This window comes from uncultured Methanospirillum sp. (assembly GCF_963668415.2).
In the GTDB taxonomy this organism is placed as follows: Archaea; Halobacteriota; Methanomicrobia; order Methanomicrobiales; family Methanospirillaceae; genus Methanospirillum.
The window spans coordinates 2,835,106-2,855,758 of sequence record NZ_CAXXDL010000001.1 but is presented as its reverse complement, the minus strand read 5'-3'; the positions used below and the strand labels follow the sequence as shown (position 1 = coordinate 2,855,758).

The window sequence follows — 20,653 nt, the reverse complement described above, 5'->3', positions numbered from 1 at the left end:
AAGACCTCCGGTTCTGCCAGCATTGCAGGTATGCCAGATGGATTCACGAGGCATTTGTATCCCCTTCCAGAATGCCGGCAAGGACTTCACGGAACGCAGCGATCAACTCCTCCCGGTTTTCTTCAGGCTCTTCAGCTGCATCCATGCATCGCCTGAATACCTCATCAGGATTCAGTTCTTCGAGTGACTCCTGGGTGATACTACTGATTGATCCGGCATTCGGGGAGACCTTCACCTTCTGGACCTCGACTGTAGAACCGTCAGTTATCCGGTAGAATTCATCTCTCACAGAAGGACCAGCTCCGCTGTCTTCAAGCAGGATCTCAACCCATGAAGGTCTGCCTGAAAAGATCAGTTCGGTGAGTTTATCCCTGACCTGATCAGCATCACCGTGGATCTGCACCAGGTCCCTGATGCGGGGAACAATCATAGGCTCTACATGTACCGGCCGGTCAGTTCCGATATCAACAATCAGAACCTCTTTGTCACGGTCAGACTCACCAAACCCCATCATAAACGGCGAGCCTGAATACCTGCGGGTTGTCTCTCCTCCCACCATCTGCGGCTGATGCAGGTGTCCGAGTGCAAGGTAATCGATGCAGGAGGGAAAGGCTGCGGCACTGACCTGGAGGAGATTTCCTATCGAGAGATCCCGGACCCCATCATCGGCAATCGTGTTACCACCGGCAGCGAAGAGATGACCGGTGGCAAGGATCGGCACGATACTGCCAGTACGCTGACGATGCTGTTCTGCAACTTCACAGACTTCCCGGTAGTGATTGCTTATTCCGGCAAGGAGCCTGCTTCTCTTCTCCTCGATGCTCTCTCCAGCCTCTGCCATCCTGACATCGCGATCACGAAGGAAGGGAACACCACACACTATTAGAGCAGGATCGCCATCCTCCTTTGTGAAGATGAAGACCTCTTCATCCACGGTCGGGGGTATCGAACCGACAACATGGATATCAAGTGCAGAGAGAAGTTCACGAGGGGCAGTCAGAAGCGATGGGGAGTCATGATTTCCCGCGGTCACCAGGACGTGTCTGCAACATGTTCTGCCAACCCTGCCCAGGAACCGGTAATAGAGTTCAAGCGCACGGTTTGAGGGAGTTCCAGAATCAAAGATATCCCCGGCAATTATTAAGGAATCAATGCTATCGCGACTAATAACTCCCATCAACCAGTCGAGGAATGCTTCTTCCTCATCATAACGCTTCTTCCCGGCGAGAGAGGATCCGAGGTGCCAGTCTGAGGTATGGAGGACCCGCATACTACTGGTTCTTCTTCCGTTTGCCGGCACTACTGACTGTCGAAGGATCGCTGGGTCTGAGCCGGGTATCCTTGCCCTTAACCAGTCCAAGCTTTCTCATATCAGCAACCATGCTGTCTACGTACTCGGGAGAGAGGCCGAAGCGATCCTGTACATGCCCCTGGCCGTCCCGTGCTGCGATCTCATCCACAAAGAGGAGCCTGAGATCCTCAAGTGATGATTCCCCGGCATCAAAGAGCTGGCTGATGAGTTCCTGGGTGATACGAAGACGGGACATGCACCCTTCGGTGATCTTCAGAAGTGATTGCGGGTCAACACCGTTATCAGATAGGAACATGATGAACGCCTCGATATCCTCAAGGAAAAGGATCTCAGGCCCCGTCTGAACAACATGCCTTATCTCTCCCCTGAAGTGTCTGATGCAGGTGACATGATATCGCTCGCTCACCTCTTCCTCTGGAGGGAACGGGTACTCATACGGGACATACAGGGTTACCTCACAAGGCTCTGCTACATTAGTTAGGACAAAACCCTGCTGGGTGATCTCGCAGAGGTGGTTTGAGATAAGCGTGCGGACAGTTGCCAGTTCTCGCGCAAACTCATCTGGAGAACACTCATTTTCGGGCTTTATCTTCTGGAACACACTCTGAAAGACAACTGTGCCGATGATATCCCCAGGATGATGTTCCTTCAGACTCTGAGATACAGCGAGTTGTTCAGCATCAAGAACCTCAAGTGTCTTCTTCCAGACAGAAGGATCAAAGTCAACAGGGAATTCATCAGAATCTCCACTGCCAACTCCTCTCTGCTGGTGCTTATCCTGGCAGGCAGTAAGAAACGACTTGAGATCCTCATACCGTCCTGCAAGGATCAGTGCAACAGTCAGTTGTGGTTTTGTGAGGATACGGGCAGGAATACCCTCTTTCTTCAAGTACCGGACGATCTCTCTTGCCTCTGCCTCAGACTCGACAGGTATCCGCTCCTCGAGTACCATTTATCACCCATCTGTCGGCTACAGGCATAACTCCTCCGAAAGTGGCGGAGACAGATACCAGAAATCAGGGAGAGTCAGTCTCTGGTGACCGGTTCATCTCTTTGGTCCACCGGGCGGCGACCCACGCCGCCCTGGGATAGAGTTCTGCAATCACTGCGCCGAGATTAGCATCACCGAGCGGGACCGGACATTTCCCCAGTTGATCATACAGGGCTTTCTTCATCTCATGATCGCCAGGAATCTGGCCGGGAATAGTACCTACTTCAGGCAGAGCAGCGCCCATGCGGTAATATGAGTCAGAAGGGACTGGGGGGAGGACCGAAACTTCCTTACTGTCAGATGAACCGGGCGACGTCACCCGTGCTTCCCTCAGCCCTGACAGAACCTCCTCTTTCGTCTTGCCATGCAGAAGAAAGAGCAGGAAGGGATCCTTGTCGATGTTCTCAGCAAGAAGGAAGTATATCGCGGCTTCATGCTTGCACGGACTTCCCTTGTCAGGACAGTTACATCCCTTGCTTTTAGGTTCTACCCGGGGAAAGAGCGATAAACCCTGCTTTGCAAGGCGCCGTTCCATCGCTTCAGGAACAGAACCTGCCATCAGACGTGCTGCAAAAGATGCCTCGTCGGAGATTATGGAGAGCATCTTCTTCCAGGCATCGTCAGAAAGAGGAGTGAACCTGATTCTGACGGCATAGACATATGAACCAGATACCTTTGCCTCGACCGAGCAGGGTGACGCCTCTATCCATTGTACCTGCCCGTTGCGTGCATAGGATTTGCCTGCATTCAGCCTGATGTAGTCGTTTGACTTCATCACCACTTCCAGAAATCTTCTGCCCCACCAGGTTTCACCTACTCCTCCACGCTGGGAGGAGAGGAGAGAGGTCAGGGGAACAGGTGCTGCATGCAGCGTCATCAGTACTCCTCAAAGACTGCATCACGCAGGGTTATCACATCAATCAGTTCCTTTGTTGAGAGAGAGGTCAGCCAGTCCTCTCCGCTTGAGAGGATCTCTGTTGCAAGCCCTCGTTTTCCGGCAAGTACATCGTCGATCCTCTCCTCAAGTGTTCCGGCTGCTACCATGAGATGTACCTGAACATCACGTATCTGCCCGATACGAAATGCCCGGTCGGTTGCCTGATCCTCGACAGCCGGATTCCACCACCTGTCAACATGGAAGACATGGTTAGCCCTGGTAAGGTTCAGACCCGTTCCCCCTGCCTTGAGTGAGATGACAAAGAATTTTGGCCCATCCGGCTTCATAAAGCGTGTTATCATCTCATCACGGGTATGCCTGCGTGTCCTTCCCGTGAGAAGAAGGACCGGGGCATGGAAGTGCTCCTCTATTGCCTGCTGAAGAAGGGATGCGAAAGATGCGAACTGGGTGAATATGATGGCTGCATCCCCCTCATCAGAGACCTCCTCCAGCATCTCGAGCAGCCGTCTGACCTTGCCTGATCTGAAGGAGCCGGTTACTCCGTCATGAGTATAGAGGTGTGGGTGATCGGCAATCTGTTTGAGTTTGGTCAGGGCTGCCAGGATCATACCACGCCTGGCAATCCCGGTGAGTTTTTCTGCGGCCTGTTTCACCTCATTCACAACTGCCTGGTACAGGGTAACCTGCTCCCTGGTGAGTGTGACAAAGATTCGGGACTCCATCTTTTCAGGCAGATCCCTGATGATGTTCTTGTCTGTCTTCAGCCTGCGAAGCAGGAACGGGCGGATCAGACGCCGGAGCTCTTCTGCCTTCTCCTGGTTTGCATCCTTCTCTATGGGGACTGAGTACCCGATCCTGAACTGCTGTGCTGAACCAAGGTATCCTGGATTTAAAAACTGCATGATAGACCAGAGTTCGCTCAGCCGGTTCTCAACCGGTGTACCGGTCAGGGCAACCCGGTGATCTGCCTGGATCAAAAAGATCGATCTGCTCTGCTTGGTCCGCGGGTTTTTGATGTTCTGTGCCTCATCAAGGATAAGACTGTTCCACCGGATAGCGGTGATCAGATCCGAGTCACGTGACGCCAGGGGATACGTCGTGATAACGAGATCATGGGCAGAGACCATCTCTGAAAACCCTGACTTTTCACGCCCGGTTCCGTGATGAACATATACCGTGAGAGACGGTGAGAACCGGCTTAGTTCCCGTTCCCAGTTCCCTGCAACAGATGTCGGACAGATGAGAAGCGACGGGCCTGAAAGCCCGGCTTCCTTCCTGGAAAGAAGATAGGCGATGGTCTGGGGAGTCTTTCCAAGTCCCATATCATCAGCGAGGCATACACCAAACCCGCGTTCTGCACCAGCGAGAAGGAACGAGAAACCACTCACCTGGTATGGCCTGAGTATCCCGGAAAATGAGGCAGGGATCTTCTGGTCCTGCAGAAGTCCTCCACCCTTTGCTGTCAGAACAAGATCCTGGCTCCAGGAGTCATCCCCGATCACCTCGATGAACGATTCTTCATCGTCTGCATGTGCGATGAGCCTGAACAGGTCAACAGCCGGGAGTGTCTCTCCCGCATACGCATCCTGAAGCCTTCGCAGGTTCTTCTCAAGGTCTCCGGACTGACAGACCATCCATCCGTCCCCAGTCCTGATGATCGAGTTCTTGAGATCAGTCCTCTGAAGAAACTCTTCAGGAGTCAGGATCTCATCACCCAGTGCAACCTGGTAATCGAAACTTACCACGGTGTCAAGCCCAAAGCAGGTGACAGCACTCGGATCACGGCTCACCCGTATCCTGATAACCGGTTTTGACTTCCGCTCTGTCCACCAGGACGGGATGATCGTCTCGATGCCGATCTCTTTGAGCAACGGAACATCATGTGTCAGAAACGTCCAGAGGTCAGGAGTACTCAATGCAAATCCTCCAGGAGCGGGACTGCTCAGGGAGAGGAGAATAGAATTTGAGACTGCCGAACCCCGGCCCAGTTCCTGCAGGAGTGTCTCTTCAAGGATACGAAGGGAAGGAAGAGTTTCAGAGAGGATGTCTCCTCCGGACCAGATCTCTGCTGCAGGGATGAGACAGGTCAAATCATCGGCAGGCCGCAGTTCATATGTTATCAGCCATGATCCGCCTTCTTTTTCAGGCTCATGAACCCGGAGCACGAGGCCCATCTGTGTTGTGACCTTAGTATCTGTAGGCTTCTGCATCCAGGAGATCAACCGCTTGCCATCCCCGTGTTCGGCAGGGAGGAGGGAGTCAAGGCCGAGGAGCGAACTCTGGCCGGTAAGATTGAGGTAGAAGATGAGCGGAATGGTCTGCTGTATCATGACTGCCGGAGTAAGATGGAGATCTACGGGCCGTCGTACCAGTGCTTCATAAATGACTCTCCTGACAAGGGAGGTGAGGAAGGTATAGACAGTGGACTGTGTCTGGTACTCATGGAGTTCAGGAACATGGAGACCAAACCCAGTTGCAGGGATACAGAACGGGGGGATTGCGGCATGGAATGCCCGAATCATCTCATGCTCAGACTCGTCGGGATGGAGATCCCAGAGTACATGAAATCCGGATCTGCCGATCATCCGGTACGCAGGGAGATAATGACCTGCAGATATGAGAGACAGACCTCCTGCAGTCACTTTTGACCAGTACAGAAGCGTCTCTGCCATTATGTATGCGCCATCGTCCAGGTTCCTGATTCCGGTTATCACCGGAGGGATGTATTCAAGCGGAAACCTGACAACAGGTACTGACCACGTGCAAAAACTCGTGGTTTTAGGAGTTTCAAGACTTTTTTGCTGATAATATTCAGGCGAACAGACTGGGTTTTTTCCCTGCTCGTATGTAGGGAGGGAGAGAGTTATGACCATCTCCTCAAACCGGGATGGCAGCACCCCCCAGTTGTCAAGGGTACGAACAAGTTCAGAAGATGAAAGAGCGGCAGGATGTGAGAGGAGAGACGACTTTTGCATCTTCCTTCCCTGCCTGGGAGATTTGCTCTGCTCCAGGGATATTGTTGTATCCTCTGCAAAGAGAATAAACTGATCGGGAGCAGCCGGGGAGTAAAGCCCATGCAGGATGATCATGCGGGCTTATACATCGGAGTGGAAAAAGATGAGTGTTTGGATACCCGATCATCTCCGGTACCATCAGTAAGGGTGTTCAAGTGCGTGCCTCAATAAAAGGGAAGACCTTACTGCTTTCTCCCCATCATCACCTCTTGGGTGACGACAAGGCCATGCTCTACTAGCCCCTCTATCTCTTCAGCAATACCAACAATCCGCTCCTTTGTATCAACCACGTCGATGACAACCGGTAGATCAAACGAGAAGTTCAGCACATCGATGGAATGGATTGTATGCTCATGCCCATACCCGACCATGCCCCGGAAGACTGTGCATCCGGGAAATCCCCGCTCATGAAAAAGTTCAACCAGGTATTTGTATGCCGGTTTCTTCCCAATCCGTGCAGACTCTGCAATATAAACACGTAATAACATCCCTTCAGATAACATCAGACACCAGCCCCGAGAGTTGTGATAACCAGATATCCGGCGCAGACTCCAGCCAGGCTTCCCACGAGATTTATGGAGATATTGGCGATCATTACCAGATAATTCTGTTCTTCAAACATCCTGAATGTCTCAAACGAGAAGGTGGAAAAGGTGGTGAACCCTCCGAGCACACCCACATCGAGGAGGTAATAGAGGTCCCCAGGAGAGCGGGAGAATGCCACCAGAGCGAAGAGAAGACTTCCCAGGATGTTTACGACTGCAGTTCCAAGAGGAATACCAAGGACCGGTTCAAATCTTGAGATCTCAAATCTACACACCGAGCCTGCTGCACCACCAAGCCCGACAAGAATCAGGTGATCCATGCAGACCCCCGTGGGTTTGTAACCATGACCCTGCCGAGGAATACCCCTACCAGGCCTAACAGAATATTTGCAAGGATATTCAAAAGACCGATGATCGGCCCTGCTGAAAAACTCTGTGCTGCAAAGGCTGAAAACGTGGTGAAGGATCCAATCACGCCGACTCCAAAGAAGAGGCGTGAACTCCTGCTGAATGCACCAAAAAAGATTGAACCATACATCAGGATACTGATAGCCATACAACCGAGGACATTTATAACCAGCGTCCCGGGAAGTGACGGGACCTGTTCATTAACCAGGTACCGGGCCACGGCTCCGCAGAACCCGCCGATGCAGACCAGCCCCTCTTCAGATAATGAGTATTTCATGCCATACCCCGGCTTTTAGAGCCCTGTGGCAGATCAGCCATTCAGTACAAATCCCAGCGAATATATAAAAAGGTCATCAGCAATCTGCAGACAAAAAGGAATACTAAATTGGCTGGAGATATTGCCCAAAGACCTCTGAAGACCTGCCTTTTGTAAAATTATGAAATTGGGGATAACCTGCCAAAGACTGTTGTTGTCACACCTGCCTTTACACGGGCAGACTGGGACCAGTCAGCATACCCGGTCTTCGAAAGGGTGACCGTATGATCACCGGCAGGAACTCCTGTTATCGTTTTAGAGGTAACTGCCCCGGTGTCGACCCCATCAATCGCGATGGATGCTCCTGACGGGTTAGAGTATACAAAGATTGAACCGTTTGTTCCACCCGGGATCAGGCTGGCAGAGACCGGTGTTGTCATCCGGGAGTTGACCATCACGGTCTTTGACCAGTCTTTGTACCCGTCCTTTTTCAGAAGAACGGTGTGCCATCCTGAAGAGAGACCGGATACTGTATTAGGGGTCTGATACCCGGTATCTGCACTGTCAATAGAGATACCTGCTCCGGACGGGTTTGAAGTGAGAGAGATACTGCCACCGGTCTGGGTCAGCACCGCATACACGGTGGTTGTCTGGCCGCTTCTGATCGTAACGGGTACGTTGTAATTGGCATACCCGCTCATCACAAGTTTGAGGTCATGGCTTCCCGGGCTCAGCGAAGTAAATGTCGCTTTTGTACTCCGCTCCATATCAGTTCCATCAATCCAGATGGCTGCCCCGGTCGGCTTTGAGGAGACCGTGAGAGCACCGGCCTGGGTCAGCACTGCTGCTACTGTTGTTGTCTCATTGGAGGTGATGGTTACATTCTGTGAATAATCCGAGTACCCGGCTTTCACAAGTTTCAGTTCATGAACCCCTGCAGAGATCCCGGACATGGTTGCCGGGGTCGTATACCCGGTATTTGCAGTATCTATCCAGACCGCAGCCTTTGAAGGGCTGGAAGAGACCGTGAGGTTCCCGGTGCTGGGAACCGGAGTGGGTGTTACGGTCACAGTGGGAGTCGGAGTGACGGTAGTTGTCGGGGTTGGTGTCACAGTGACTGTAGGAGTTGGAGTTGGAGTTGGCGTAGGGGTTGGTGCTACGGGCTTTAGGTGGAATACACTTACAGCATAGTGTTGCATATCAGCATATGATCCCCCCCAGGTCATTGTATGACTGGAATAGTCCCAGGTATCGTGAACAATGATCTGGTCTGTTCCGGTATACCCTACACCAATCATGGTGTGACCCAGGACATGGATCAGAACCGGATATCCTGCATTTATTTCTGACTTATACTGACTGTAGGTAAAACCCTTGGTATTTCCATTATATCCAGATATATACTGGTTGTAATTAGTCAGTACAGAGTAGCCCCTTGACTCTGCAAAAAGTCTCATTCCATGAGTTCCATCACGGTTTTTACTACTCTCTGATCCTGAGTAGTCATAGAGGGGTGAACCATTAGTATAGTAGAAAAATGTCGTGCTACCATCAGTATTCAGCCAGTTCTGGTACTGGTTGGTGCCCATATAATCCCCGACACAGTTCTTTACACTATGTTCAGTCCACGAACCGTAGTATGGATCTACCGCAGAGCCATATGCTGAATAATAATCATCAACATGACCCTTTATTGTCAGGTTGTCGATCCCCTTATGTGAAGCACTTAAGGGGCACTCGCCCTGTCCTTCAGAAGAATTCCCCCATACTTTATTCGTAAGTGGAAATACTCCTCCCTCTGTAGGGCCTACATAGAAATTAGGATACCCGTTCCGATCATAGTATCCAAAATACATGGATGCTGAAGTTGCTGAACATCCATATGACCACACTAATGTAGGGACCTGACCAGTACTGAGAATGCTGGTTGAAAGATCAGATGCTGATGCTACATTCATATTCTTTATCCATCCTGAAGGTGGCAACCCAGGACCGGTTATGTATTCATCAATAAGATTCCCATTTTCAGAAACCTGACCCATGAAATAACTCTGGTTTGTAGAAGAATCTGCACCAACACCGGTACATATCAAAACCAGACTCATGAGAGTCAGGGCAAGCAATCTGAAAGAGAGAAGAGACTGAATATTCATTGAAATTGTATTGTATACAACCATATAAATATTTTGGCGACACAGGGCACTAATTTCCTGGCATTCAACCAATCCTGCACTGGTTAACAGGTAAAATCCTCCCCTGACCTCATATGATCTTTGTCGAGTTATCACTCATATTTGGAAGATTTGCATCAGATACCCATCCCGGTGGTGGAAGACCAGGCCCGGTCACCCACTTATCGATACCCTTTCCATCCGGCAGGACTTCAGAGGATGTATTATTGGTATTCCACCCGGGAGAATCAACTACAGAACAATTTGAAATCGATGAATTGTTCAACGGAAACAGGTATAAGTGGTTTGAGAGATTATCAGGAGAACAGACAACAAATGACCCGTTTGTAATATTCAGACATACAAGAAGGAGAAACATAGCGATGAACAGCGAATGTCCGACTACACTCATAACCATCCTCCATACATCTCATACGATTTGAATCTGCTGTTTATCAGAAAAATCAGGTACCCACTCTCATCTACCCGGAGTGGCCACCCTGAACATCTGATCAGGTATGTGGATCTCAAATCGTGCACCAGAACCTGGTTCTCCGTTCTCCCTGATCGACAGCCCGGTAATAGCCAGGATCTCACGTGAGAGGAAAAGACCGAGCCCCTTCTGTTCCCCATACCACTGCTCAAAGATCTGCTCTTTCAGATCAGCCTCAACTCCGTTTCCATCATCCTCAAACACCAGACGGCACCCACCAGGAATAATCTCATACCAGAGTTTTACAGCAGTTGCCGAATGGGCATACTTCAGCACGTTCTCAGCGAGGATGTAAAAGACCATCTCAAGGAGAGCATCAGCATAGATCTCGAGCCCCTCAACATGGATCTCGCGGGTGTACCTGGAGAAATCAAGATGCGAGATGGCATAAAGAAATGTCTGTGAGACCTGATGCCAGACCGGGGGCTTAATCCCCATGTCCTGGTACATCTTTGCAAAATTGAGTGAGAGAAGAACCTTGTCAACCGCCATACGTTCGTTCTCAAGGAAATAGGTCTCTCTGGAATCTGTAACGATCTCCCGGTGCAGATCAAGAAACCCGGTCAATGAGAAGACATAGTTCTGGATGTCGCTAAAGACTACACGGTTCAACAGGTTTAGTTTTTTTCGTGCCTCATTCAGTGAGTTCTCAACATTCTTCCGCTCGGTGATGTCCCGTGCAGAGCCAAAGATGAGATCACCGGACGGGATAGATGACCATTCAATCCACCGGTATGATCCATCCTTATGCCTGTACCGGTTAACAAAGTTAGATATACGGTCAGTACGTGCAATTTTCCCAACATCACGGGTACTCTGTAGATCATCCGGATGAATGAACTCCAGATAATTATGAGAGAAGATGTCAGCGAGTGAATATCCGAGAGAAGATTCCCATGCAGGATTCATCCTGATGAACATGCCGTCCCTTGAGAGAATACAGAGCAGATCAAGACTCAATGAGAAGAACCGGTCGAGTTCGTCTGTCCGTTCCCTGACCATCTCTTCAAGGTTCTTCTGATAGACTTTCAGTTCCTCTTCCTTCTTCTTCCGCTCCCTGATCTGCTCCTCAAGCAGGATATTCTGGGCTTCCAACTGCTTCTGAAGCCTGTGAAGAGAGAGATGAGTCTGCACCCTGGCAAGAATCTCCTCTGGCTGGAATGGTTTTGAGATAAAATCCACACCCCCGGCCTCAAACCCCCTGACCTTATCGGCAGGCTCTTCAAGAGAACTGATGAAGATGACCGGCACAGATGAGGTCTTCGGATCACCCTTCAGCTGTCTGCAGACCTCATATCCGTCCAGCTCAGGCATAATTACATCAAGTAGGATGAGATCAGGAGTTTCAACACCGGCAGACCGGAGTGCTAGCCTCCCGCTTGGAGCAGGACGGACCAGAAATCCCGGCTTTGAAAGGATATCGGTAAGAAGTTTCAGGCTGCCGGGAGAGTCATCAACCACAAGGATCTGGGCTGGGTCTTCCGACTCATTACCAGTCATTCTGATCTCTCCATCTTCTCAACCTCTTCAAGTCTGCTTACAAGCCGGTCAAAATCAAGATTATCAGCAAGACCTGCAATGATCCTGCCGACATCCGGGAAATCATTCAGGATCTGGCCGATCACCTTCGCGATCTCCACCCGATCCAGTCGTATGACAGCAGTGGAGAGTGAATTACGCAAGGCGTTCGGGATGGTGAGGAGCATATCTGGAGTAAGTTCGGCCTGAAATCCCATGGCCGTATCATCACTATCCTGGATGACCTCATACCCAACCTTGAGATATGTTGCAATCATCTCGAATATCTCCTCTTCAAGGAATGGTTTCCTGACAAAATCATTAAATCCTGCATCAAGAATTTTCTTCCGCTCTTCTTCAAAGACCGAGGCAGTGAGGGCAACGATGACCATGTCTTTCCCTCCAGGAAGCAGTCGTATCTGCCTGGTCGCTTCAATCCCATCCATTTCAGGCATTCTGACATCCATCCAGATGAGATCAGGATGCCATGCCTCTGCTTCACGAACAGCCAGTTTTCCGTTTGATGCAGTTCTGATTGTGAAGCCGGTCTGTGTCAGTAGGGTCTCAAGGAATAAACGATTTTCTTCGTTATCTTCAACGATCAGCACCCGGGGAGAAGGCCCATCACTCTTGAGTCTGAGCACAACTCCATGTTTCTCAATTGTGCCAGATGCAGGGGCAGAAACTGCCCTGATAGGAAGATAGAAGGAGAATGTACTTCCTGCACCAGGTCGGCTGACAACCGTGATATCGCCACCCATCAGCCTGATATAATCCCTGCTGATTGCAAGACCAAGGCCGGTCCCGCTCTTTGACATCTTTCCGCTGCTTGTCTGTTCAAAGTACCTGAACAGGAGGTCCTGCTCCTCTTCAGCAATCCCGACACCGGTATCCTCGATAGAGATACTGAGCACAACTGAGTCACCTTCCCTTTCTCTGACCTCAAACCTTGTAACAACCCCACCATGCTCGGTAAACTTTACGGCATTTCCCAGGAGGTTTATCAGGACCTGCCTGAATTTGCCCTCATCAGCAAGTACGTACCTGGGTATGACATTAAGACCACTGATCTGAAAGTGCAGCCCTTTTGCATTCGTCCTGACCCTGAACATATTCTCCAGGTCCCTGATCAGTTCATGGAGATCAAACGAGGTCTCCTCCAGGGTAACACGTCGTGCTTCTATCTTTGATATTTCAAGAACTTCGTTGATCAAGGCAAGCAGGTGGGTGCCACTCCGGTTGATGATCTGCAGATATTCACGCTGTTCCGGGTTGAGTGACTGATCCCGTTGCATGAGTTGGGAGAAACCAAGGATAGCATTCATCGGCGTCCTGAGTTCATGGCTCATGTTGGCAAGGAACTCGCTCTTCGCCTTGTTTGCAGCCTCTGCCCTCTCCTTTGCAACAGCCAGTTCTGCGGTCCTGTCGATCACCTTCTGTTCAAGTGAGTCATGGGCTTCCAGCAGAAGACGTTCAGCCTCCTGGATCCTCTTCTGAGTCAGCCCCATTTCACCGAGCATCTCAGTCACTTTTCTCAGGAATGCCAGATTCTGATTCACCTGATCAGGCGTGAGGATAGGGACATCCTGAACTGCCTTCAGGTACTCATCTTCAGGGAACCCGTACTTTCGGCCCTGTTCGCGGAAGAACTCAAGATCAGGGGGTTCAAGAAAGAACTGGCCGATGAAGATGTTGGCAAGATGTCTTCCATCGATGATGATCGGGGTTGCAACGTCCACGAGCCCGTTTGCGCACTTGTACATGTAGAATGGCTTTGCCTCCTCCATGTGTCCGAGGATCTTCACATCACTCTCTAAACACCCCTTCAGGGTCGTGGGGTGAACCCGGTGAAACTTGGTACAGACATCCATCCAGCCATTCCCGGTGAGAACAACTGAGTTGTTATCGATGATGCCGGTTGCAAACCTGCTGACCGAGTAGAGAAGATCCATGAGGCCCTGGAGTTCCTCAACGTCGATGAGATCACTGAGTTGATAGTCCATGGTATATGCCGGATACCTGCATCCAGCCAGTCATCTGATCAGGGGTGTCCTGACCCACAACTGGCAGAAGTGGATTTGATGAAGAGATTGAGGAGCATACTGATATTTAAGATGTTGTAAATGTCTCGGAGGAGATAGAAAGGGAGCCAGGAGATGCCATTTCTTCCACAAATGGCACTTGGATCAACCTGAGTTCCCGGAAGAAAATGAAGGTGGTGTTGCAGTCAGCCAGGGCCTCACAGCATCCTTGTCAGGATACCAGTGCGGTACAAACCAGAGTGAATAGAACCGTGCCGCAGGGAAACGGTAGTATCCGTCCTGGTTGTGATCGGTCACATCGTACGGGTCTGCAAAGATGATCACGTCATCCACAACGGTCTCAGTGCCCATGGAGTCATACCCGGTAACTACCATCCAGTGCCCTCCCCAGTCAGCCCAGGCAACAAGAGTAGGGACACCCTCCTTCAGGTTCTTCTGAATCATCGAGAGATCTCCATCGCCATCTGTTGTACTTGAATGGACGGTCCATCCCCTGTCAGTAAACCATTTCGCCATCTGAACGACGTTGATTCCATACACAGGAACGACTCCCATCTCTGAAGCCATACTCATCTCATCCCCGGTTTTACCATAATAGAGGAGGTTGTCAAGAGCAGCAACGGCCCCACAGCTGATCTCGGTCGTCTGCTGCACTGACGGAACCCTGATCAGGGTGAGATTCTCATCAGGAGATGCATTAATCGAGAAATGAGTGTACCATTCCGAATCAGGATGATCACCAAGTCCATCGTATGCCGCTGCACCACCAGTGAGATCGGAGATATTCAGGCAGTATGCCTGCACAGATCCGACTCCGGTACAGAGTATGATCAGGAAGAGGAGAGTCCGGGGTTTCAGCATATATCAACCATTGATCACATGACAGATTATCTTTCATGATCCTTGATGAGAAACCATTATCAGATCATACGGAGGTGACTGATTTGATGATGATCCGTACTGTTGAAGAGGTGTTTCATGCAAGGGAGACGATGGAAGGTGCTGGAGTCAGGCTTCACCGGGCGTTTGGATACCACCAGATTCCCAGGTTTGATCCATTCCTGATGCTTGACGACTTCAGGGGCGACAAACCTGGAGACTATCTAAAAGGATTCCCCTGGCATCCCCATCGCGGATTGAGACTGTCACCTACATGCTTGAAGGAATGGTCGAGCATGGAGACAGTATGGGTAACGCCGGAACCATCGGGGCCGGTGCAGTCCAGTGGATGACAGCAGGGTCAGGGATCATTCACCAGGAGATGCCAAAACCTGTTGACGGGAAGATGGGGGGATTTCAGCTCTGGGTAAACCTGCCTCGATCAGAGAAGATGAGAGACCCCAGGTACCAGGAGATCCCCGCAGAAGAGATACCAGTTATCTCCCCGGAACAGGGGGTTACAATCAGAATTATCGCAGGATCGTATACAGGAATAAAAGGGCCGGTCAGGGAGATTGTTGCCGACCCGGACTACCTTGACATTTCACTTGAGGAGGGGAGGACATTCCTGCACCAGGTTCCGCGTGGGTACACCGTATTCTGCTACGTGTTTGCAGGAAAGGTGACCTGCGGGCTAGGAGAAACACTGCTTGAAAACCGAAACCTAACCCTGCTCAATGACGGTGATCATGTCCAGATCAAGGCAACAGCCGGACCATGCCGACTGCTCCTCTTATCAGGGAGGCCAATCAGGGAACCGATCGCATGGGGAGGCCCGATCGTGATGAACACACAGGAGGAACTTGAGCAGGCCTTCAGAGAGTACGAGGAAGGGACGTTTATCAAAGCCACCAGCCATCACCCTTATTAATCGTCCCGCTGACCTCCTCCTCATGTCACTGTCAGAGCTCATTCCCATCATTTTTATCGCGATCACAATAATCGGAGCAGGAGTTCAGATATCACGGGAACGCCCAAGGGCTGATCATGCACGTGCAGCAGAAATTTTACTGAACTGGGCATTTCTGGTCATCATCGGCATCGGGGGAATCTGGGCGTTCATCGGCCACACATTCTTTGCAGATCAGGTGGCAGAGAGTATAGGCTGGCCGGCAGGAAACCCGTTCCAGCAGGAGGTAGCCCTTGCGAACCTTCTCATCGGAGTGCTCGGGATTCTTGCTCTGCGTATCCCGGGAACATTCAGGATAGCACCCCTGATTGCGTACGCGATATTCATGGTGGGTGCAGGCATCGTGCATATCTGGCAGATCATCTCTGTCCACAACCTCTCGGTAAACAACGCTGGCATGATCCTCTGGATCGATATCTGCATGCCGGTCGTACTTATCATCCTCTTTCTGCTCACCGGATGGCTGCAGAAGCATAAAGCGCAGCCATCACTGCGCAGATAGCCTGGTTGGAACGGCTCTGCGGTTTTTTCAGAAAGCCTGGATAATGACAACAGGCTCATATGTGCATAATTTTTACCCGGAGACGCAGACACTACTCACAGCTCACAATACCACAGAAGGGAACGAAACTCCCCCATGATCACGAAAATACGCTCATTTATCACCCAATTTTCAGTCCCTGTCCTCACCGATCTCGTCTTCTTCCTCGGCCCCTGTATCATGCTTGCCGTCTCGATTAGCGGCAGGGGATTTCCAGAGGCTGTGAGTGCCGGGACACTCACCGGGTTCTCATTCCTCTGGCTCGCCATCCTTGTGTTGATCTACAAGTACTTCCTGGTCGAAGGCCTTGCCAGGTACACACTCGCCAGGGGCGAGCACATCTTTGACGGCATGCACGGATTTCCAGGACCTGAAAACTGGGAAGTCTTCTTCATGGTCCTGATCTACGTGCTCGAGATGATCGGATACGGAGGTCTTGCTCTCTTTTCAGCACAGTTTCTCCAGGAACTCATACCGGTCACCTTTTCCCGTGAGATACTCGCCACCGTCACCCTGCTTGTCATCCTGCCGCTCCTGATCAGAAAGAACTTCTCACTCTTTGAGAAACTGGTCCTCTTCTTTGCCGCTGTAATGATAGGCGGAGTCATCTACACCTTTCTCGGCATCAGCCTCCCGCTGGAGGCGATGGGCGCCGGACTCATCCCATCTGCCTCACGCGGACAGGTGACCGAGATCATCCCCATCATGGGGGCAGTCGGGTCAGGCCTGAACCTGCTCATCTTCTCTATCTGGCTCAGGGAGAAGATCGGGCTTCGCCACGGAGCCTCGTTCTACGCAGAGCAGATCAGAAATGTCAGGATCACACAGGGAATCGCATTTCTCATCACCGGGCTGATGACACTAGCCTTCTTTACGCTGGGATACTTCACAAAAGGTGGAGGAGATCTCTTCACCGGAGCAATTGCGGGATTGAACACACTCCCGTACGGGGCAGTGATATTCTTCTTCACCGGGTATGTCATCCTCTTCGGGGTACTCATAACCGGGGCAGACGGACGGGCACGTGCAGTAGCCTCGATCCTCTGCTCAACAGCGGTTTCAGGTTGGAGTGAGAAGCGAACCTACCAGATCATCATCATCGGGTTTATCGGGCTCATGCTCTTCATCGTCTGGTCAGGTAACCCGAAGACCCTCCTCAGTTACACATCTGCCTTCGGGGCATTCATGTTTGCATTCACCGGGATCATGATGCTCTACCTGGATGCTCATCTCCCCAGGTATGCACGAGGGTCCAGACTCTGGTTTGTGATCATGACTGCAGGGACCTTTGCCTACCTGCTCATGGCCCTCTTCAGAGAGGAGGTTTTTTACGACATCGGCCTTCCTCTCGTGCAGAACCTGCTCGGACTGCTCATTCTCCTGTACCTTGTCATCAGATCGGGTGTGATCACACCGGTGCTCGACCATAAACCGGGACGGGGAGATATCTTTCTATTCATACTCATCTTCTCGATCCTTGGAATTTATGGCACCAGATCCAGTATCCTGATCGACACACTCCCGGTAAGCTTCGGCACCCTCATCCCAATCATGGCAGCTTTCCTTGGCGGACCGGTTGCCGGAGTCGTTGTAGGGGCGGTGTCAGGAGTTGGTGGATACGGATCCCCGGGTTTTACATCACTGCCCTGGTATGCTGCAGTTCTTCCTCCGCTTTTTGCCGGATCTCTGGCGGCGATTGTTTCGTGGTATCAGGATTCGATCTCTTTCCGGAGAACGCTCATTGTCGGAATCATTACAGGGATCATTCAGGTTGTCCTACTCTGGGTTTTCAGAGCAGGAACAGGTGGAACAACAGGAGGTATACTGGATGAACTGCACCAGATCACCATCCCTACCCTTGGGACGCTGGTGATAGGCCTTGTAATCATACTGTACCTGATTGAAGAGGAGAAGAAGACCAGGAGAATAAAAACTCATTCACATCAGGATGCGTCACCCCTAACAGGAATCACCTCGCCAGGTATACGAGAGGTATTGTACCACCACCGGCCAACCGGACGAACTCTGCAGCAGGGAATCATAATCCTGATCATCGGACTGGCCCTCATGGGGGTACTCTTCACAGAGCAGTCGAACGAGACAGGGATTCCTCTCCTGAACAGAATTGCGGTCCTTGGTGCCATCATATTCCTGCTCACCAGGTCCAGGACATTCCAGGACATCCTCATCAGTGCAACAACCATGACCGAGAGGATCTGGCTTACCGTCATCTTCGGCCTCTTCTCGGCATACGGGTATCTTGAGGTGATATCTCGATGGGGAATCACGATCCAGTTCCCTGATCTCGGCCCTGCCATAGCCGGTATCCTTGGTGGTCCGTTCATCGGGGCAGCTGCCGGAGTGCTGGGCGGAGGATATGCTCTCTTCACCGGAGGGCCTGATCAGGCTGCTAGTGCTATTGTCACTATATTGGCAGGGGTTCTCGCCGGTGTGTGTACACTCCTCTGGCGCCGGAATTTTACGTACCCGAGGGTGATCTCGATCGGCCTACTCATCGGATCGCTCAGGTTTCTCCTTCTCCTCATCACCGGTGAGATCATCGACGGGAAAGTCCTGGGTACGTTTATTCTCAATTTACTACTCCCAGTATTCGGTCTGATACTCTTCCAGTTCATCATCAGGGAGGAGACAGTATCATTCCTCTCAATCAGCAGAAGCGGAAACGCTGCCCAGGATCGTGTCCATGAGAAGAAAATGGCCATCCTCTCACGTGAAACCATGGAACGCCTGAGCAGCCTGTTCACCATCATCTCTGGCAGACTCCTCTCACTCGAGTTCATCATGAGCCAGATCGGTGAGGAGGAGATCGCAAGGAAGGTGCGGACACTCATAAGCACGGATCTCATCGATGATCTCCTTGAAGACTTTGGCTATTTCTCGAAACTTCACAAGGAAGGAGACAGGGATGATCTCGAACTGGCGCTCAAGGCCGGGCAGATAACACGTAAATTGAACAGGATGATCAGGAGAGAGGGGCTTGACCGGATCATCAACCCATCCCTGATCAGGCGTGCAGAGCGGCTCTACCAGGATTATCTCTCCCTGCTCGAGGGTATGGAGCCGGCACCTGCAGAGGACAGGGTTGAACTCTCCAGCTTTGTCAATTCAATCCTGACCGAACTGACCCGTGAACCTGCTACCGACGAAGAGTTTCTTGAAGCCAGTGATGATCCTGATACCTATCTCAGGCTGCTGATAACCCGTCTCGCCCATATTCCAATCTTTGAGAATGTTGCTCTCTCGTTTAAGCAGTATGGAGAACTCCCTGAGGTCTGTGTAGCCAGGGGCCGGTTTGAGGACCTTGTGATCTCACTTCTTGAGAGCCTCGGAGTAGCGGGAGCAGAGAGTATCAGGATCACCGGACACCAGAAGGAGGATGCTGTCCTGCTTACTCTTGACTGTCGGGGAACTGGTTTCGGATGGCCCCCGTCTCAGGAGAGTATGGCCGCCCTTTTTGAAGAGTGCAGAATCAGCGGAGGCACAATCAGCCATTCTAAATCAGGTAACAGCCTGTTGATCACCATCAGTCTGACCCCGGCCCCGGAGACTCACGAAGAGGGGAAGAGTATCACTATATAGGTGATTGACAGATCTGGATATCCATGGGAGTGAAGATGCAGCGGATCGCCGTGGTTACCTCAGGGGGCGACGCTCCCGGGATGAACGCCTGTATCAGGGCAGTTTACCGGGCAGGTGCTCATGCAGGTGTTGAGGTGTACGGGATCCGACGTGGCTATACCGGCATGATCGAGGGAGACATCTACAAGATTGAACGCCGGGATGTAGGCAACATCATTCACCTGGGAGGGACGATGCTTGGAACCTCCCGCAGCGATGAGTTCAGGACTCCTGAGGGCAGGCAGAAGGCAGCAGACCGGTTGCTTGAGAACAGAATCGACGGATTGATCCTGATAGGAGGGGATGGCTCATTTAAAGGTGGAAATTACCTCTCTGAAGAGACAGGAATTCCGGTCATCGCAATTCCCGGTACCATCGACAACGACATCCCTGGCACAGACTTCTCGATAGGATTTGACACAGCCGTCAATATCGCACTCGAATCAATAGACCGGATCCGTGACACGGCAATCTCACACGGACGTCTCTTCTTCGTCGAGGTGATGGGCCATACCAGCAGTTTCATCGCTCTTGAGGCAGGAATTGCAGGTGGAGCCGCTCATCTGGTCCTTCACGACGGTCATGAAGAGATAGAAGAACTCTGTTCACACCTGGAGACACTCTTCACCAGAGGAAAACATCATGCCATCGTTGTGATTGCAGAAGGAGATCAGCCGGGATGTAGCTTCGGAATTGCAAAGAAGGTGTCAAACAGGATACAGATGGAGTCAAGGGTCTGTGTACTCGGTCACACCCAGCGTGGAGGTAGTCCCACGTCCCGTGACCGGGTGCTTGCGGCAAAACTCGGAGTCTGTGCGGTGAATGCCCTGCTAAACGGTCAGGGAGGAGTGATGGCAGGAGAGGTGATGCGGGAGGTCGTCTTCCGTCCGATCAGCGAGGTTGTGGGGAAGCAACGCGAGACTGATCCGCGTATGGCTGTTCTCTCCCAGATTCTCACCGGATACTAACTCCCTCA

Annotated in this window: 17 protein-coding genes; 5 read left to right on the top strand and 12 right to left on the bottom strand. The window is 51.4% G+C overall.

From position 1 onward, the window contains the following. Positions 1 to 43: 43 nt before the first annotated feature. The 12 genes from ACHZA2_RS13545 to ACHZA2_RS13490 all read right to left on the bottom strand — a co-directional run bounded on the left by ACHZA2_RS13545 (position 44) and on the right by ACHZA2_RS13490 (position 14,509). Positions 44 to 1,360, bottom strand: a complete 1,317-nt coding sequence (locus ACHZA2_RS13545; protein ID WP_319580140.1) for an exonuclease SbcCD subunit D C-terminal domain-containing protein — start codon at positions 1,358 to 1,360, stop codon at positions 44 to 46. After that, a complete protein-coding gene (locus ACHZA2_RS13540) occupies positions 1,272 to 2,264 on the bottom strand; it encodes a hypothetical protein (protein ID WP_319580139.1) in 993 nt (330 codons plus the stop codon). Before ACHZA2_RS13540 ends, ACHZA2_RS13545 begins: the two co-directional genes overlap by 89 nt. Before the next feature lie 64 nt (positions 2,265 to 2,328). After that, complete coding sequence (locus ACHZA2_RS13535) at positions 2,329 to 3,180, bottom strand: hypothetical protein (protein ID WP_319538315.1); 852 nt, start codon at positions 3,178 to 3,180, stop codon at positions 2,329 to 2,331. Beyond that, complete coding sequence (locus ACHZA2_RS13530) at positions 3,180 to 6,290, bottom strand: DEAD/DEAH box helicase (protein ID WP_319580138.1); 3,111 nt, start codon at positions 6,288 to 6,290, stop codon at positions 3,180 to 3,182. Before ACHZA2_RS13530 ends, ACHZA2_RS13535 begins: the two co-directional genes overlap by 1 nt. Before the next feature lie 107 nt (positions 6,291 to 6,397). Next, positions 6,398 to 6,718 carry a DUF190 domain-containing protein gene (locus tag ACHZA2_RS13525; RefSeq protein ID WP_319538317.1) on the bottom strand — a complete coding sequence of 107 codons (321 nt, stop codon included), beginning with the start codon at positions 6,716 to 6,718 and terminating at the stop codon, positions 6,398 to 6,400. Further along, on the bottom strand, positions 6,718 to 7,080 hold the full coding sequence (locus ACHZA2_RS13520) for a CrcB family protein (RefSeq protein ID WP_319580136.1): 363 nt from the start codon (positions 7,078 to 7,080) through the stop codon (positions 6,718 to 6,720). The genes ACHZA2_RS13525 and ACHZA2_RS13520 overlap by 1 nt, the downstream gene beginning before the upstream one ends. Next, complete coding sequence (crcB, locus tag ACHZA2_RS13515) at positions 7,068 to 7,445, bottom strand: fluoride efflux transporter CrcB (RefSeq protein WP_319580135.1); 378 nt, start codon at positions 7,443 to 7,445, stop codon at positions 7,068 to 7,070. Before crcB ends, ACHZA2_RS13520 begins: the two co-directional genes overlap by 13 nt. A 158-nt stretch (positions 7,446 to 7,603) precedes the next feature. After that, a complete protein-coding gene (locus ACHZA2_RS13510; RefSeq protein ID WP_319580134.1) occupies positions 7,604 to 9,577 on the bottom strand; it encodes a PEGA domain-containing protein in 1,974 nt (657 codons plus the stop codon). Between the two features lie 109 nt (positions 9,578 to 9,686). Continuing rightward, a complete protein-coding gene (locus ACHZA2_RS13505; RefSeq protein ID WP_319580133.1) occupies positions 9,687 to 10,007 on the bottom strand; it encodes a hypothetical protein in 321 nt (106 codons plus the stop codon). Between the two features lie 66 nt (positions 10,008 to 10,073). After that, positions 10,074 to 11,588, bottom strand: a complete 1,515-nt coding sequence (locus ACHZA2_RS13500; protein ID WP_319580132.1) for a response regulator — start codon at positions 11,586 to 11,588, stop codon at positions 10,074 to 10,076. Continuing rightward, positions 11,585 to 13,609, bottom strand: a complete 2,025-nt coding sequence (locus tag ACHZA2_RS13495) for a PocR ligand-binding domain-containing protein (protein ID WP_319580131.1) — start codon at positions 13,607 to 13,609, stop codon at positions 11,585 to 11,587. The genes ACHZA2_RS13500 and ACHZA2_RS13495 overlap by 4 nt, the downstream gene beginning before the upstream one ends. A gap of 183 nt (positions 13,610 to 13,792) precedes the next feature. Continuing rightward, positions 13,793 to 14,509: a C39 family peptidase gene (locus ACHZA2_RS13490; RefSeq protein ID WP_319580130.1), complete on the bottom strand. Its 717-nt coding sequence runs from the start codon at positions 14,507 to 14,509 to the stop codon at positions 13,793 to 13,795. 86 nt (positions 14,510 to 14,595) lie between these two features. Here ACHZA2_RS13490 and ACHZA2_RS13485 point away from each other — a divergent pair, with 86 nt between their 5' ends. The 5 genes from ACHZA2_RS13485 to pfkA all read left to right on the top strand — a co-directional run bounded on the left by ACHZA2_RS13485 (position 14,596) and on the right by pfkA (position 20,645). Continuing rightward, on the top strand, positions 14,596 to 14,880 hold the full coding sequence (locus ACHZA2_RS13485; RefSeq protein ID WP_319580129.1) for a pirin family protein: 285 nt from the start codon (positions 14,596 to 14,598) through the stop codon (positions 14,878 to 14,880). Next, positions 14,835 to 15,458, top strand: a complete 624-nt coding sequence (locus tag ACHZA2_RS13480; RefSeq protein ID WP_319580128.1) for a pirin family protein — start codon at positions 14,835 to 14,837, stop codon at positions 15,456 to 15,458. The genes ACHZA2_RS13485 and ACHZA2_RS13480 overlap by 46 nt, the downstream gene beginning before the upstream one ends. A 22-nt stretch (positions 15,459 to 15,480) precedes the next feature. Next, positions 15,481 to 15,999 (top strand): DUF6790 family protein, encoded by a 519-nt coding sequence (locus ACHZA2_RS13475; RefSeq protein WP_319538326.1) that lies wholly within the window; start codon positions 15,481 to 15,483, stop codon positions 15,997 to 15,999. A 135-nt stretch (positions 16,000 to 16,134) separates the two neighbouring features. After that, positions 16,135 to 19,638 (top strand): LytS/YhcK type 5TM receptor domain-containing protein, encoded by a 3,504-nt coding sequence (locus tag ACHZA2_RS13470; RefSeq protein ID WP_319580127.1) that lies wholly within the window; start codon positions 16,135 to 16,137, stop codon positions 19,636 to 19,638. A gap of 23 nt (positions 19,639 to 19,661) precedes the next feature. Beyond that, entirely contained in the window at positions 19,662 to 20,645 is a 984-nt protein-coding gene (pfkA, locus tag ACHZA2_RS13465) for a 6-phosphofructokinase (protein ID WP_394698593.1), read from the top strand. Positions 20,646 to 20,653: the final 8 nt, after the last annotated feature.

What these genes read in the sequence shown, in the direction of transcription:
- ACHZA2_RS13500 (WP_319580132.1), bottom strand. Translation starts at nt 11,588, where the DNA reads ATGACTGGTAATGAGTCGGAAGACCCAGCCCAGATCCTTGTGGTTGAT.
- ACHZA2_RS13475 (WP_319538326.1), top strand. Translation starts at nt 15,481, where the DNA reads ATGTCACTGTCAGAGCTCATTCCCATCATTTTTATCGCGATCACAATA.
- ACHZA2_RS13470 (WP_319580127.1), top strand. Translation starts at nt 16,135, where the DNA reads ATGATCACGAAAATACGCTCATTTATCACCCAATTTTCAGTCCCTGTC.
- ACHZA2_RS13530 (WP_319580138.1), bottom strand. Translation starts at nt 6,290, where the DNA reads ATGATCATCCTGCATGGGCTTTACTCCCCGGCTGCTCCCGATCAGTTT.
- ACHZA2_RS13485 (WP_319580129.1), top strand. Translation starts at nt 14,596, where the DNA reads ATGATGATCCGTACTGTTGAAGAGGTGTTTCATGCAAGGGAGACGATG.
- ACHZA2_RS13505 (WP_319580133.1), bottom strand. Translation starts at nt 10,007, where the DNA reads ATGAGTGTAGTCGGACATTCGCTGTTCATCGCTATGTTTCTCCTTCTT.
- ACHZA2_RS13525 (WP_319538317.1), bottom strand. Translation starts at nt 6,718, where the DNA reads ATGTTATCTGAAGGGATGTTATTACGTGTTTATATTGCAGAGTCTGCA.
- ACHZA2_RS13540 (WP_319580139.1), bottom strand. Translation starts at nt 2,264, where the DNA reads ATGGTACTCGAGGAGCGGATACCTGTCGAGTCTGAGGCAGAGGCAAGA.
- ACHZA2_RS13480 (WP_319580128.1), top strand. Translation starts at nt 14,835, where the DNA reads ATGGGTAACGCCGGAACCATCGGGGCCGGTGCAGTCCAGTGGATGACA.
- ACHZA2_RS13510 (WP_319580134.1), bottom strand. Translation starts at nt 9,577, where the DNA reads ATGAATATTCAGTCTCTTCTCTCTTTCAGATTGCTTGCCCTGACTCTC.
- ACHZA2_RS13490 (WP_319580130.1), bottom strand. Translation starts at nt 14,509, where the DNA reads ATGCTGAAACCCCGGACTCTCCTCTTCCTGATCATACTCTGTACCGGA.
- ACHZA2_RS13495 (WP_319580131.1), bottom strand. Translation starts at nt 13,609, where the DNA reads ATGGACTATCAACTCAGTGATCTCATCGACGTTGAGGAACTCCAGGGC.
- pfkA (WP_394698593.1), top strand. Translation starts at nt 19,662, where the DNA reads ATGGGAGTGAAGATGCAGCGGATCGCCGTGGTTACCTCAGGGGGCGAC.
- ACHZA2_RS13520 (WP_319580136.1), bottom strand. Translation starts at nt 7,080, where the DNA reads ATGGATCACCTGATTCTTGTCGGGCTTGGTGGTGCAGCAGGCTCGGTG.
- crcB (WP_319580135.1), bottom strand. Translation starts at nt 7,445, where the DNA reads ATGAAATACTCATTATCTGAAGAGGGGCTGGTCTGCATCGGCGGGTTC.
- ACHZA2_RS13535 (WP_319538315.1), bottom strand. Translation starts at nt 3,180, where the DNA reads ATGACGCTGCATGCAGCACCTGTTCCCCTGACCTCTCTCCTCTCCTCC.